Genomic DNA, 13954 nt, shown 5'->3' on the forward strand with positions numbered 1-13954 from the left:
CGTCCCGTTCTAGCGCCGTCGCGTTATGGGGTCGAGGGGTCCGAGACCCCTCGCCTGCTCCTGATAAATAAAAAGAGCAGTCCCTCACGAGGACCGCTCTTTTTATTTAATAGAAGAAGACGAAGGGGCCGCAGGCCCCTTCACCCCGATACACGACCGCGTTAGTCGCGACGACGACGGCGACGCGGGCGGTCGCCACGGTCCGGACGATCACCGCCTTCGGCCAGTTCCAGTTCGCCTTCATCGGCGTCCTCACCAGCGGCGGCGCGGGCGGCCTGACGCTCGGCGCGTTCGGCTTCCAGCTTCTCGGTCAGGTCCTCACCGGTTTCCTGATCGACAACCTTCATCGACAGCTTGGTCTTGCCGCGATCGTCGAGGCCGAGGAACTTCACCTTCACTTCGTCGCCTTCATTGAGGACGTCCGAAACCTTGGCGATCTTTTCCGGCTTGATCTGCGAGATATGGACCAGGCCGTCCTTGGCGCCGAAGAAGTTTACGAAGGCGCCGAAATCGACGATCTTCACGACCTTGCCCTTGTAGATGGCGCCGATTTCCGGCTCCGACGCAATCGACTTGATCCAGTCGCGCGCGGCGTCGATCTTCGACTGTTCCGAAGCGGCGATCTTGATCGTGCCGTCGTCCTGGATGTCGACCTTGGCGCCGGTCTTTTCGACGATTTCGCGGATGACCTTGCCGCCCGAACCGATGACTTCGCGAATCTTGTCGACCGCGATCTTGATCGTTTCGATCTTCGGGGCAAATTCACCCAGCTCTTCGCGGGCGCCCGAAATGGCCTTGTTCATTTCGCCCAGGATGTGCAGACGACCGTCCTTGGCCTGACGCAGCGCCTTGGTCATGATCTCCTCGGTGATGCCGGGGACCTTGATGTCCATCTGCAGCGAGGTGATGCCTTCCGACGTACCGGCAACCTTGAAGTCCATGTCGCCCAGGTGATCTTCGTCGCCCAGGATGTCCGACAGAACCGCATAGCCATCCTTTTCCAGGATCAGGCCCATGGCGATACCCGAAACCGGACGCTTCAGCGGCACGCCGGCGTCCATAAGGGCCAGCGAGCCACCGCAGACGGTCGCCATCGACGACGAACCGTTGGACTCGGTGATCTCCGAGACCAGACGGATGGTGTACGGGAAATCTTCCGTTGCCGGCAGCATCGGACGCAGGGCGCGCCAGGCCAGCTTGCCGTGGCCGATTTCGCGGCGGCCGGGCGAACCCATGCGGCCGGTTTCACCGACGGAGTACGGAGGGAAGTTGTAGTGCAGCAGGAACTTTTCCTTGTACGTGCCTTCCAGCGCGTCAATGAACTGTTCGTCGTCGCCGGTGCCGAGCGTGGCAACGACCAACCCTTGCGTTTCACCGCGGGTGAACAGGGCCGAACCGTGGGTGCGCGGCAGGACGCCGACTTCCGACACGATGGCGCGGACCTTGTCGACCGGGCGGCCGTCGACGCGCTTGCCATGGTCGATGATGTCGCGACGCAGGACTTCGGCTTCACATTCCTTGAAGGCGGCCGAGAACTTGTTGGCGTCGACGCCGTCCGGGTTCTCTTCGGTCTTCACAAGGGCGACAGCGGCCTTGGCCTTGGCGGCGCCGACGGCGTCGTGACGGGCGTGCTTGCCCTGGATGGTGTAGGCGTCGCGGATGTCCTGACCGACCAGGCCCTTGATCGCGTTGACGATGCCCGAGAAGTCTTCGGCTTCGAACTCGAACGGCTCCTTGGCGGCGTGCTCAGCCATTTCGATGATGGCGTCGATGACCGGCTGCATGCCGGCATGCGCGAACATCAGGGCGCCGAGCATCTTGTCTTCCGAAAGTTCCTTGGCTTCGGATTCGACCATCATCAGCGCGTCGGACGTACCGGCGACGACGAGATCCAGGTCCGATTCCTTCATCTGGTCGAGGGTCGGGTTGAGAACATACTCACCGTCGATCACGCCGACGCGGGCGCCGCCGATCGGGCCCATGAACGGCACGCCCGACAGGGTGAGCGCAGCCGAAGCGGCGACCATGGCGACGATATCCGGATCGTTTTCCATGTCGTGCGACAGGACGGTGGCGACGACCTGGACTTCGTTCTTGAAGCCCTTGACGAACAGCGGGCGGATCGGACGGTCGATCAGGCGCGAAACCAGGGTTTCCTTTTCCGAAGGACGGCCCTCGCGCTTGAAATAGCCCCCCGGGATCTTGCCGGCGGCAAACGTCTTTTCCTGATAGTTCACGGTCAGCGGGAAGAAGTCCTGGCCGGGCTTGGGCGCGCGGGCATAGACGACGGTCGCCAGCACGGTGGTTTCGCCATAGGTGGCGAGGACGGCAGAGTCCGCCTGGCGGGCAATACGGCCCGTTTCCAGGGTCAGCTTGCGTCCGGCCCAGTCGATGGATTTTCTTTTGATGTCAAACATTGCGTTTCTTTCGTACGTTTGCGCTACCGCTTCGCTGCTTTAGCGCATTAGACCCGCTTGGCCCCATGCCGTACGGGTCAGCTGTCATCGGGACAGCGATGAGAGGACCTATTTGTGATTCACGCTTCAGGTCCGTGTGATCAGCGAAACATCCGGTGCTTCGCGGGGTGTGTAAACCTCGCCGTTCGCGAGGGCAGTCCTGCTGTTTGCCGCACAGCTGCGGTAGGCGAAGATTTTTGCTTGTCGCATTTCCTAACGGCGAACCGCCAGAAACGTACTTTGGCACTTCGCCGGGAAATGCTTATAACAACAAGGGCTTGAGGTGTTGTCCCCAAGCCCCTGGTTTCAAACTTAGCGGCGGATACCGAGCGTTTGGATGATGGACTGATAACGATCGTTATCACGGCCCTTCAGGTAGTCGAGGAGACGACGGCGCTGCGAAACCATTTTCAGGAGGCCGCGGCGGCTGTGGTTGTCCTTCTTGTGTTCCTTGAAGTGCTCGGTCAGGTTGGCAATGCGCTCGCTGAGGATAGCGATCTGCACTTCCGGGCCGCCGGTGTCGCCTTCGGAACGGGCGTGGGTCTTGATGACTTCTGTCTTGCGATCAGCAGTAATCGACATCGGGTAACTCCTATGACTTAGGATTAAAGGTTCAAAATACGCGTCGGGAAGACTTTCCCGCCGCGCAATTCGCAAAGTGCGATGACCTGTCCGTCCACCACCGCCTGGACCGTGTCGGAGAACGCTTCAAAACCGGCCTCGCGGCGGGCTTCGAGGGCCTCGGTGACAGTCGCTAACTGACGGGGCAAAAGGGCAAGATCGCGGCCTTGCTTCAGCTTCTGGGCCTCGTCTTGCGTCACAGGCAGGGCCGGGATGTCGTCCAGCGCTGTCTCTACGCCAAGCAAAGCGTCAAAAGCGGCGCCTCTATGCACTAAATCGGTCAGCTTTTCCAGTGTTATTGCGTTCTTTGTTGCAAATGCGCCTACCGCCTCGCGCCGGAGCATCGAAACATGACCGCAAACGCCTAAGTCCGCGCACAGGTCGCGGGCGACGGAACGGACATAGGTGCCCTTGCCGCAGTGAAGCGTCAGGGTGGCGGTTTCAGTGTCGAAAGCGTCGAGCGTCAGGTCGAAGACTTCGATTTCCCGCGCCTTCAGTTCGACTTCAACACCTTGACGCGCCAGGTCATAGGCGCGCTTGCCATCGACCTTGATGGCCGAAAAGGCCGGCGGCACCTGTTCGATGACGCCGATATAGTTCGGCAGAATGGCCTCCAGGGCTTCGCGCGTCGGGCGGGCATCGGACTGCGCCGTTACCGCGCCTTCGGCATCATACGAATCCGTCGTTTTGCCAAAGGTGATGGTGAAGCTGTAGACCTTGTCGGCTTCCATCAGGTAGGGCACGGTCTTGGTCGCTTCGCCCAAGGCGATCGGCAGGATGCCGGTCGCCAAAGGGTCGAGCGTGCCGGCATGGCCCGCCTTTTGGGCCTGGAACAGCCAGCGGATCTTCGACACGGCAGCGGTCGAGGTCATCTCATAGGGTTTGTCGAGACAGACCCAGCCATGCACCGGGTCGCCTTTTTTCTTTCGGGCCATTCAGGGTGTCCGTCGTTGGAAAGAAAGAGGCCCCACCACCATCTTCGCTTTGCTCGATGGTCCCCCTTCCCATGCTTCGCACAGGGAGGAGAAACGGAGCACAATCACTCCTCCCTGTCGCGGAGCGATGGGGAGGGGGACCGCGGTGCGTTAGCATCGGGGTGATGGGGCCTCTTGCTTAATCTTCCTCATCCTCGTCATCATGCCGCAGATCACGCGCCACGTCCGGGCGCAGGAACAGGGCATCGATCCTTGCAGCCTCATTGAAGCTTTCGTCGTGCAGGAAGCGCAAGTCCGGCGTGAACTTCATGTCGATCCGGCGGCCCAGAATGCCGCGAAAGAACTTTGAGTGCGCGTTCAAGGCCGCGATCGCCGGGCCGATCTGGTCAGGTTTGATGCTGACCCCACCCAGGCCCGCACCCAGAGGCTCTACGAATACGGTGGCGTGGCGCAAGTCGGGCGAACAGCGCACCTCGGTCACGGTGATCGAGATGTTGTGCAGGGCCTCATCGTGGACTTCTTCTTCGCGCAGGATTTCCACCAGGGCATGACGCACCAGTTCACCGGCGCGCAGCTGGCGCTGGCTGGGGCCAAGTTCACCCGATGTGCGGCCATGCATCTTATCGCCGGCGCGCTTCTGGGACTTGTCGTTGTAAGAGTTACGTTTCATCCCGCTCATATAGGCTTTTCCGGCGATTTTTCTATCGCAAAATGCCGGTGTCGGGTTATGCATAGGAAAACATGACAAGCAACGCCTGTAAGGATGTACAGGAACGCTGCAGCAAAATGGGAGGGGGCCTTCATGGCTGCTCAAAAAATCGACTTCGTGCCGCGCATGGAAGGGCTGGATGCTCTGCGTGGCTTCGCGCTTTTCGGCCTGTTCATCGTGCATATGCCGGAGCTGTTCGAGCTCTACTGGGCGCACCCGGTCACCGACCCGGTCCAGCTCCTGTGGCACGATGCGGTCTTCACCGTCTTCGCCGGCAAGGCCTTCGCCCTGCTGGCCATGTGTTTCGGTGTGTCTTTCTTCATCATCATGGACCGCTCGGCGAACAAGGGTAAGGATTTCACTGGCCGCTTCGTTTGGCGGCTCGTGGTACTCGGCATTATCGGCCTGATCCACGGCCTGTGGTATCGCGGCGATATCCTGGAAGTGCTGGCGGTCATGGGACTGCTGCTCGTCCCCTTCTATCGCGTGAAGTCCAATGCCCTGATCCTGGCGCTGGGCGCGCTGTTCCTGCTCCAGCCCATCATGATTTTCCAGGCCGTCAGCGCGCTGAGCGGCGCGGCGTGGGCTAACCAGCCCTTCTACTACTGGGGCGGCAAGGTTCCCGAAGCCTACCTGACCGGCAAGAGCCTGATGGAAACCATCCGCATGAACTGGGTCGATGGCCATCCGTTCAAGTGGGCCTTCATGTATGAATCCGGCCGGCTCAGCCAGATCCTCGGCCTGTCGCTGATCGGCATGGTCCTGGGCCGTATCCGATTCTTCGGCGCGCCGGAAACCTTCGGCAGGACGCGCGTCATCGGCTTTGTCGTCGCGCTCGTTACCGCCCTGGGCCTTTGGCACACGAAGGACATGCTGACCAATTTAATGCCGGCTTCGGATACGCTCATCATGCCGCGCGCCCTGTGGGGATCGATGGTGTCGGGCTGGTTCGACCTCAGCGTCATGTTCAGCCTCTTCTTCGGCTTTACCGCGCTCTACTACAGCTTTGCGGGCAAGGCGCTGAACGTGCTGGCCCCGGCCGGCCGCATGACCCTCAGCCTGTATCTGCTGCAATCGCTGATCTTCGTGCCGGTCTTTTACAGCTTTGGCCTGGGGCTGCACGCAACCATGACGCAAAGCGAAGCCGTGCTGATCGGGCTGGGGGCTTTTGCGGCACAGGTCGTTTTCGCCCACCTGTGGTTCAAGGGCTTCGTCTACGGCCCTGTCGAATGGCTGTGGCGCGCCGCGACCTATCTGACGCTAAACGTGCCGTTTGTGAAGAAAAAGGGCTCAACCGCATGAGTGGTAATAAAACCTTCCGTCCGCGTATACTCTTCCGATGAGCCCCTCAGGCTCGCCGCCCCGCGCCTACCCTCTCCCCGCAAGCGGGGAGATGGGACTTAAGGCGATCAATTAAAAACGATCGTTTTTCCGCCATTGATGATCACGCGGCGCTCCGAATGCCACGTAACCGCACGCGCCAGCACGCGCGCTTCGATGTCCTGACCGATGGCGACGAGCTGTTCCGGCGTATGGCCATGGTGGACGCGCTGGACGTCCTGTTCGATGATCGGGCCTTCGTCGAGATCCGACGTCACATAGTGCGCCGTCGCGCCGATGATCTTCACGCCGCGCTGGTGCGCCTGATGGTACGGCTTGGCGCCCTTGAAGCTCGGCAGGAAGGAATGGTGGATGTTGATGCAGCGGCCTTCCAGCTTGCGCGCCAGGTCGTCCGACAGGATCTGCATGTAGCGCGCCAGCACGACGAGGTCGGCCTGATACTGGTCGATCAGGCCCAGGAACTGTGCCTCCTGCTCGGCCTTGTTGTCCTTATTCACCGGCAGGTGGACATAGGGCACGCCATTCCATTCGACGAAGGAGCGCATGTCTTCGTGGTTCGACATGACGCAGGCGATATCGACCGGCAACAGGCCCGAACGCCAGCGGTGCAGCAGTTCGTACAGGCAATGGCCGAACTTCGAGACCGCGATCAGCACCTTTGGCTTGCGCGACAGGTTGAAGATGTCCCAGTCCATGGCAAAGCGATGAGCGATCGGCTTGAAGCCATCGCGCAAGGTCGCCATCGGCGGCATCTTGGGACCCGCCTGGCGGAAGACGACACGGACATAGAAGATATCGCCCTGCGCATCGTTGAACTGGTTCGATTCGACGATCGAGATGTCGTTGTCGTTCAGATAGCCCGACACGGCCGCGACGATACCGCGCGTATCCGGGCACTTAATGATCAGGACGTGGTGCGAAGGGTCGAATTGGGTCGAGTCGAGCATAAGACGGGCCAGTCTGCAAACTGTGGGCCGTCGCCTATACCAGCAAAACTCTACCAAAGTCTAAGGTTTTAATCGCTGACTATTCCGTCGAGATAGTCGCGCAGACGCGCCTTCAGATGCGGGATCGCCTCAGGGTGATCGAGGAAGTCGGCAACCGCCATGACCTGCCAGTACTGACCTTCGTCACCGAAGCGGACATCGCCGAAACCATCGGGAAGCTGTGCGACAAAGAAGTAGAAGGGCAGGCCTTCGGGGTTGTGCCCCAGATAGCGCTTTTCCCAGACGATACGGCCGTGCGGGATACGGACGCCGAACTCTTCCTCGGTCTCGCGCAACGCGCATTCCAACGGCGTTTCATTGTCCTCGCGGCCGCCGCCTGGCAAATCCCACATGGCCGGAAATGGAATGTCCGGCTTGTCGTCGCGCAGATAGGCCAAGAGGGCATTGTCATGGATCACGGCGATCTTGGCGCCCCTGAAATCCTCGTCCGGTATCATTGCGTAGCCCTAAAAAGCATTCGGCCCGGGATAACCCGGGCCGAAAACTCTGCAAATTTTACAGCGTGCGTTTGATCTCTTCGACTGTGAAGCACTCGATAAAGTCGCCGGGCTTGAGGTCCTGGAAGCCATTGAACGCCATACCGCATTCCTGGCCCACAACCACCGAGTTGACCTCGTCCTTGAAGCGCTTGAGCGTCGATAGGACGCCCATTTCCTGGATGACGACGTTGTCGCGCAGGATACGGACGCGAGCGCCCTTTTCCACGCGGCCTTCGGTGACACGGCAGCCGGCGACCTTGCCGACCTTGGTGATGTCGAAGACTTCCAGCACTTCGGCATTGCCGAGGAAGGTTTCGCGCTGGATCGGCGCCAGCATGCCGGACAGCACGCCCTTGATGTCGTCGATCAGGTCATAGATGATCGCGTAGTAGCGGATTTCCACGCCTTCGCGTTCGGCCAGGTCACGCGCCTGCTTGGAGGCGCGGACGTTGAAGCCGATGATCGGCGAGTTGGAACCCTTGGCCAGCTGGACGTCGGACTCGGTGATGGCGCCGGCGCCCGAGTGAATGATCCGTGCACGGACCTCCTCGTTGCCGACCTTCTCCAGCGAGCCGATGATGGCTTCGGCCGAGCCTTGCACGTCCGCCTTGATGATGAGCTGAAGCTCCTTGACCTTCTTGTCGGCCAGCTTCGACATCATGTCGGTCAGCGATACAGCGCCCACGGGAGCCAGGGTCTTTTCGCGGCGGACGCGTTCGCGATAATCGGTAATTTCGCGGGCACGCGCCTCGTTTTCGACCACGGCGAAGGCGTCACCAGGGCTCGGGGCTTCGTCGAGGCCCAGGATTTCCACGGGTTCCGACGGACCGGCTTCCGGAAGCTGTTCGTTGCGCTCGTTGATCAGCGCGCGGACACGGCCGAAGCTGGAGCCAGCAACAACAATATCGCCGCGCTTCAGCGTACCGCGCTTGACCAGGACGGTCGCCACCGGACCACGGCCCTTGTCGAGCTTGGCTTCGATGACCACGCCTTCGGCGGTACGGTCCGGATTGGCGCGCAGGTCGAGGACTTCCGATTGGAGCAGGATGGCCTCGATCAGGCTGTCCAGGCCCTGGCCAGTCTTGGCCGAGACCTCGACGACCTGGGTTTCACCGCCCAGCGATTCCACGACGATTTCGTGCTGCAGAAGCTCATTGATGATGTTCTGCGGCTTGGCGCCGGGCTTGTCGATCTTGTTGACGGCGACGATGATCGGCGTCTTGGCGGCGCGGGCGTGGTTGATGGCTTCGACCGTCTGCGGCATGACGCCGTCATCGGCGGCCACGACCAGCACGACGATGTCGGTGACATTGGCGCCGCGGGCGCGCATGGCCGAGAAGGCGGCGTGGCCCGGCGTGTCGAGGAAGGTGACCTTTTCGCCCGACGGCACGCGGACCTGGTAGGCGCCGATGTGCTGGGTGATGCCACCCGCTTCGCCGGCCGCCGTGTCGGTCTTGCGCAGGGCGTCAAGCAGCGAGGTCTTGCCGTGGTCGACGTGACCCATGACGGCCACGACCGGCGGACGCGGCACGGTATCGCCTTCGTCGTCGGCGGCCGAGATAAAGCCTTCTTCGACGTCGGATTCCGACACGCGCTTGACGGTGTGGCCGAATTCCGAAGCCACCAGTTCGGCGGTGTCGGTATCGATCACGTCGTTGATCTTCAGCATCATGCCCTGCTTCATCAGCATCTTGATGATGTCGACGGCGCGGACGGCCATACGGTTGGACAGTTCCTGGACCGTGATGACGTCGGGGATGACAACTTCGCGCGAGACGCGGGCCTGTTCGACCTGGCTGCCCTTGCGCTTTTCACGTTCACGTTCACGCGCCCGGCGGACCGAGGCCAGCGAACGCATGCGGTCGGCGGCGCCCTCGTCGTCTCCGACCACGGCTTGCAGGGTTAGGCGGCCTTCGCGGCGCTTGGGTTCGCCACGCGTCTGCGACACAGCCTTGACCGGTGCGCCGGCCTTGCTGCGCGAGCCGGCGGGACCGCGGCCACCGCGATCGTCGTCGTCACGGGTCGTCTTGACGGGACCGGCCGTGCCACGGCTGGAACGGATACGATCAACCTCAGGGGTCGCCGGCGCATTGGCGGATACACCGCCACCACCCATACGGGGCGGGCGAGGGGAATTGGCGCTGTAACGGACGGTTTCGCTGCGCTCACCGCCTTCGCGGGGCGGACGCGGCGCATTGGGGTCGCGTGGCGTGTAGGGACGGTTCGGATCACGCGGCGGACGCGGTGCATTCGGATCGCGCGGTGTGTAAGGGCGGTTCGGATCACGCGGCGGACGGCTGTCGCTGCGGGGGCCGTCGCGATTGCCATCGCGGGGCGGATAGGACGGGCGGCCATCACTGCGTTGACCATCACGGGCGGGTTGACCGTCGCGCGGACGGAAATCCGAACGCTGGCCGTCGCGTTGACCCTCACGCTGTCCATCGCGGGGCGGATAGGACGGGCGACCCTCACTGCGTTGACCATCGCGCTGACCGTCACGCGCCTGGTAACCTTCGCGCGGGGCGCGCTGGTCATAACGCGGTGCACGTTCGTTGCGGAATTGCGGCGGGTTGTCGCGTTGCGGCGCCGCTTCACGCGCCTGAGGCACTGCCGGTGCGGCTTGAGGCGCCGGTTGCGGAGCCGCAGCCTGCGGCGCGGGCGCGGTTTCGACGACCGGCTTCGGCGCTTCGGCTACAGGCTCGGGGCGGGCAGCGGCTTGCGCGGCGGCGGCTTGCGCCGCGGCACGCGCGGCAGCGGCCTGGGCTTCAGCATCGCGGCGCTGCTGTTCAGCCAGGGCGGCCTGGATGGCGCGCTGGCGGGCATCCTGCTCTTCCTGGCGCAAGCCGCCGGGACCCGACGGACGCTGCTGTTGCGGCGCGGACGATTGCGGACGCGGCGCATTCGGCGCAGCCGGGGCGGGGCGGGCCAGATTGGTGTCGTGCGACGGGCGGGCGGGTGCGCCCGGAGCGCCCGCCGGCGGCGTGCCGATGCGGCGCTTGGTTTCGACCACCACCGTCTTCGACCGGCCGTGGCTGAAGCTCTGCTTCACGGTGCCCGTCGAAACATTGCCGCCCACGCGCGGCTTCAGAGTGAGCGGGGTGCGGCCCTCGCGGTTCTGGTCGTTGGTCTTGTCGTCTTTAGTGTCGCTCATGCGGCTTGCTTTACTTAACCCTTGCGAAGTCCGCCAGATGCGAACCTTCCGATTTGACAAATATTTCGTAGATTTTTCACTGGCCGGTCTTTTTTGCCGAACCTTGAAAATGTCTAAAGCTCGTGGACGCCGTCACCCGTCCGGTCCGCCAGGCCCCTCCCACGCAACGGGAACCAGGGGCTCAAATCCGGACAGCCGCTTCATCTCCGAGGACCAGCGTTCCATGCGCCGCCCCGGCAGGAGTGCAACGTGTATGGCATTTTCCAGCCCTAAAGCCAAACTCAAATCCGAGTTGTCGAAACAACCGCAGATTTTCGCCTTGCCTTGCGCCGCCCGATTGGCCGCCAGGATGCGGTTGCGGCCATCGGCCGAACCGTCCGTCGCCTCAACCAGCCAGGCGAGTTTGCCCGCCTTTACGTTGCCGAGAATTTTTTCATACCCGCTGATCAGGAGGCCTTCGCGGCGCGCCAGTCCCAGCAGGTCCAGGCAGCGGCGGCGCAGGAGGCCATGCACCTGATCGACCAGGCCGGGATCGGCCTTGACCTGACGCTTTGCCGCTTTCGAGAATATGTTCCTGCGGAGCGCGATTTCAAGACCCCCGCGTTCGGATCGGAGCCAGATTCCGCGCCCGGGCAGCTTATGCGACACGTCAGGCACAAGAATGCCGTCCGGCGAGACAACGAAACGGATCATGCTGCCCGTATCAAGGCTTTCACCGGACGCGACATCGCGCCGCTGGACCGGCAACCGGCCCGACGGCGTTTCACACAGGATGCCGGTCTCCGCTGTCTCTTCTTCAGTAAGAATTGGAGAAGCGGAGGTGGCGTCGGTTTCGGTTAGCGGCGCGGCCTCATTGTTCTGCTGTGGCGACATCAGCGCCCTCCTCAGCAAAATCGCCTTCGGCCGCTTCGTCTTCTTCAGCCGCCGGCGCGTCGATCCAACCCAGCGCGATGCGGGCGTTAAGGATCAGGTTTTCGGCATCCTGAACCGACAGGTTGAAGCTTTCGAGCGCACCCGGAATGCGGACGCGTTCGCCATCGCGCTGCTCGAAGCCGCCACGGACTTCGTCGGTGGCCAGATCCGCCACGTCCTCGACCGACTTGACGCCGGCTTCGCCCAAAGCCACGGCCCAGGCCAGAGTCACGCCCGGCAGGCTCAGGACATCGTCCTCGACGCCCAGCTCGCGGCGCTTGGCGTCCTGCTCGGCGGCTTCCTTTTCCAGGAAGTCGCGCGCACGGGCCTGCAGCTCCTGGGCGGTGTCTTCGTCGAAGCCTTCGATGGCGGCGATTTCGTTCTCGTCGACATAGGCCAGGTCCTCGACCGAGGTAAAGCCTTCGGTGACCAGCAGCTGGGCGATGACTTCATCGACGTCGAGTGCTTCCTGGAACAGGGCGGTGCGTTCGGCGAATTCCTTCTGGCGGCGCTCGGAGTCCTGCGCTTCGGTGATGATGTCGACCTGCCAGCCGGTCAGCTGCGAGGCCAGGCGGACGTTCTGGCCGCGGCGGCCGATGGCCAGCGACAGCTGTTCGTCCGGCACTACGACTTCGACGCGGTCTTCTTCTTCGTCAAGCACGACCTTCGACACTTCGGCCGGGGCCAGGGCGTTGACGATGAAGGTGGCTTCGTCCGGCGACCACTGGATGATGTCGATCTTTTCGCCCTGCATTTCGGCGACGACCGCCTGGACGCGCGAACCGCGCATACCGACGCAGGCCCCGACCGGGTCGATCGAGCTGTCGTTGGACAGGACGGCCATCTTGGCGCGCGACCCCGGGTCGCGGGCCACCGACTTGATTTCGATGACGCCGTCGTAGATTTCCGGCACTTCCTGCGCGAACAGCTTGGCCATGAAGCCGCCATGAGCGCGGCTCAGCATGATCTGCGGACCCTTGGTTTCGCGGCGGACATCGTAGATGTAGGCGCGGATGCGGTCGTTGACCTGGAAGGCTTCGCGCGGGATCGACTGATCGCGGCGCATGATGCCTTCGCCACGGCCGAGATCGACGATGACATTGCCATATTCGACACGGCGCACCGTGCCGTTGACGATTTCGCCGACGCGGTCCTTGAACTCGTCGTACTGGCGCTCGCGCTCGGCTTCGCGAACCTTGTGCGTCACGACCTGGCGGGCCATCTGCGTCTGGACGCGGCCCAGCTCGAACGGCGGCAGGGTCTCGACATATTCCTTGCCGACAAAGGCTTCCTTGTCGCCGCGCAGCGCTTCGGTCAGCGAGCGCTGGGCGTATTCGTTTTCGAGTTCTTCATCGTTCACGACGGTGACGTGACGCGTGATCGTCATTTCACCCGAACGGGCATCGATGTGGACGCGGATGTCGTGGTCGGCGCCGTAACGGTTGCGCGCGGCCTTCTGGATCGCTTCCTCGATGGAGGCGATGACCACGGTCTTGTCGATCGACTTTTCACGCGCGACGGCCTCTGCGATCTGCAGCAGTTCCTGGCGGTTGGCGCTAATCCCGGTGAAGCTCATCGGTGGGTGTCCTCTTCCTCTTCGTCGTCGTTTGCGGCGTCATCGTCTTCGAAGTCTTCATCATCATCGAAGGCGTCGTCGCCGAAATCCTCTTCGTCCTCGTCTTCCAGATCGCCTTGAGCGGCGCGCTTTTCCGCGCCCTTCTTCATCAGCTCATCGGTAAGAACCAGCTTGGCGTCGATGATCCAGGCAAAGGGGATCATCGCCGTGTCTTCGTCGCCTTCCAGATTGATCGCGACGTGATCGTCCTCGATGCCGGCCAGAACGCCGCGGAAGCGCTTGCGGCCTTCGGCCAGGCGGTCGAGTTCGAGGCGGGCCTCATAGCCCTCATAGGTCTCGAAGTCCTCGAGGCGGGTCAGCGGCCGGTCGATGCCGGGCGACGAGACTTCGAGGATATATTCACCCGAGATCGGATCGCTCTCGTCGATATAGGCCGAGATTGCGCGCGACAGGCGGGCACATTCATTGACATTGATATCGCCGTCGCGCTTGCGCTCGGCCATGATTTGCAGACGGCGTGCCCCACCCGGCTTGTTCGAACCCATCAGGCGAATACGCACGATGTTCAGCCCCAGCGTCTCGGCGATGGGGTCGAAAATCTCGATCAGCTTGCGGTCTTCAGTGGTCTTGGCGCGCACGGTAGAGGTCTGTTCAGGTAACAAAAAAGCGGCGGTCCCGTCCGGGCCGCCGCCGAAGCCTTTCGGCAATCGGACGATGTGAGGCCTATATAGGCCTATCCTGTCGGAATGCCAAGCCTAATCTGACAG

Annotated in this window: 11 protein-coding genes; 1 reads left to right on the forward strand and 10 read right to left on the reverse strand. The window is 62.4% G+C overall.

Going from position 1 to position 13954, the window contains the following annotated elements:
* Positions 1–161 precede the first annotated feature (161 nt).
* The 4 genes from pnp to rbfA all read right to left on the reverse strand — a co-directional run bounded on the left by pnp (position 162) and on the right by rbfA (position 4682).
* A complete protein-coding gene (gene pnp / locus J2X24_RS12070) occupies positions 162–2417 on the reverse strand; it encodes a polyribonucleotide nucleotidyltransferase (RefSeq protein ID WP_209721652.1) in 2256 nt (751 codons plus the stop codon).
* A gap of 351 nt (positions 2418–2768) precedes the next feature.
* The gene (rpsO, locus tag J2X24_RS12075; RefSeq protein WP_209721655.1) at positions 2769–3038 is read right to left on the reverse strand and encodes a 30S ribosomal protein S15; all 270 of its coding nucleotides are present in this window, start codon (positions 3036–3038) and stop codon (positions 2769–2771) included.
* A gap of 23 nt (positions 3039–3061) precedes the next feature.
* Positions 3062–4012 carry a tRNA pseudouridine(55) synthase TruB gene (truB, locus tag J2X24_RS12080; RefSeq protein ID WP_209721659.1) on the reverse strand — a complete coding sequence of 317 codons (951 nt, stop codon included), beginning with the start codon at positions 4010–4012 and terminating at the stop codon, positions 3062–3064.
* Between the two features lie 178 nt (positions 4013–4190).
* Positions 4191–4682 (reverse strand): 30S ribosome-binding factor RbfA, encoded by a 492-nt coding sequence (gene rbfA / locus J2X24_RS12085; protein WP_404977824.1) that lies wholly within the window; start codon positions 4680–4682, stop codon positions 4191–4193.
* Between the two features lie 132 nt (positions 4683–4814).
* Here rbfA and J2X24_RS12090 point away from each other — a divergent pair, with 132 nt between their 5' ends.
* Entirely contained in the window at positions 4815–6023 is a 1209-nt protein-coding gene (locus J2X24_RS12090; protein ID WP_245344649.1) for a DUF418 domain-containing protein, read from the forward strand.
* Positions 6024–6130: 107 nt separating this feature from the next.
* On the opposite strand, the gene purU is transcribed toward J2X24_RS12090, so the two are convergent.
* The 6 genes from purU to rimP form a co-directional block, all read right to left on the reverse strand.
* Positions 6131–7009, reverse strand: a complete 879-nt coding sequence (gene purU, locus J2X24_RS12095; RefSeq protein WP_209721665.1) for a formyltetrahydrofolate deformylase — start codon at positions 7007–7009, stop codon at positions 6131–6133.
* A gap of 68 nt (positions 7010–7077) precedes the next feature.
* Positions 7078–7506 carry an NUDIX hydrolase gene (locus J2X24_RS12100; RefSeq protein ID WP_209721668.1) on the reverse strand — a complete coding sequence of 143 codons (429 nt, stop codon included), beginning with the start codon at positions 7504–7506 and terminating at the stop codon, positions 7078–7080.
* A 58-nt stretch (positions 7507–7564) separates the two neighbouring features.
* Entirely contained in the window at positions 7565–10699 is a 3135-nt protein-coding gene (infB, locus tag J2X24_RS12105; protein WP_209721671.1) for a translation initiation factor IF-2, read from the reverse strand.
* Between the two features lie 132 nt (positions 10700–10831).
* Positions 10832–11572: an RNA-binding protein gene (locus J2X24_RS12110; RefSeq protein ID WP_209721674.1), complete on the reverse strand. Its 741-nt coding sequence runs from the start codon at positions 11570–11572 to the stop codon at positions 10832–10834.
* Entirely contained in the window at positions 11550–13187 is a 1638-nt protein-coding gene (nusA, locus tag J2X24_RS12115; RefSeq protein ID WP_209721677.1) for a transcription termination factor NusA, read from the reverse strand. Before nusA ends, J2X24_RS12110 begins: the two co-directional genes overlap by 23 nt.
* Entirely contained in the window at positions 13184–13825 is a 642-nt protein-coding gene (gene rimP / locus J2X24_RS12120) for a ribosome maturation factor RimP (protein WP_209721680.1), read from the reverse strand. The genes nusA and rimP overlap by 4 nt, the downstream gene beginning before the upstream one ends.
* Positions 13826–13954: the final 129 nt, after the last annotated feature.

This window comes from Asticcacaulis solisilvae (genome assembly GCF_017875235.1).
GTDB lineage: Bacteria > Pseudomonadota > Alphaproteobacteria > Caulobacterales > Caulobacteraceae > Asticcacaulis > Asticcacaulis solisilvae_A.

Excerpts from the sequence above, each read along its gene's own strand:
- infB (WP_209721671.1), bottom strand. The coding sequence starts at position 10,699 with ATGAGCGACACTAAAGACGACAAGACCAACGACCAGAACCGCGAGGGC.
- J2X24_RS12110 (WP_209721674.1), bottom strand. The coding sequence starts at position 11,572 with ATGTCGCCACAGCAGAACAATGAGGCCGCGCCGCTAACCGAAACCGAC.
- J2X24_RS12090 (WP_245344649.1), top strand. The coding sequence starts at position 4,815 with ATGGCTGCTCAAAAAATCGACTTCGTGCCGCGCATGGAAGGGCTGGAT.
- rpsO (WP_209721655.1), bottom strand. The coding sequence starts at position 3,038 with ATGTCGATTACTGCTGATCGCAAGACAGAAGTCATCAAGACCCACGCC.
- nusA (WP_209721677.1), bottom strand. The coding sequence starts at position 13,187 with ATGAGCTTCACCGGGATTAGCGCCAACCGCCAGGAACTGCTGCAGATC.
- truB (WP_209721659.1), bottom strand. The coding sequence starts at position 4,012 with ATGGCCCGAAAGAAAAAAGGCGACCCGGTGCATGGCTGGGTCTGTCTC.
- purU (WP_209721665.1), bottom strand. The coding sequence starts at position 7,009 with ATGCTCGACTCGACCCAATTCGACCCTTCGCACCACGTCCTGATCATT.
- pnp (WP_209721652.1), bottom strand. The coding sequence starts at position 2,417 with ATGTTTGACATCAAAAGAAAATCCATCGACTGGGCCGGACGCAAGCTG.
- J2X24_RS12100 (WP_209721668.1), bottom strand. The coding sequence starts at position 7,506 with ATGATACCGGACGAGGATTTCAGGGGCGCCAAGATCGCCGTGATCCAT.
- rbfA (WP_404977824.1), bottom strand. The coding sequence starts at position 4,682 with ATGAAACGTAACTCTTACAACGACAAGTCCCAGAAGCGCGCCGGCGAT.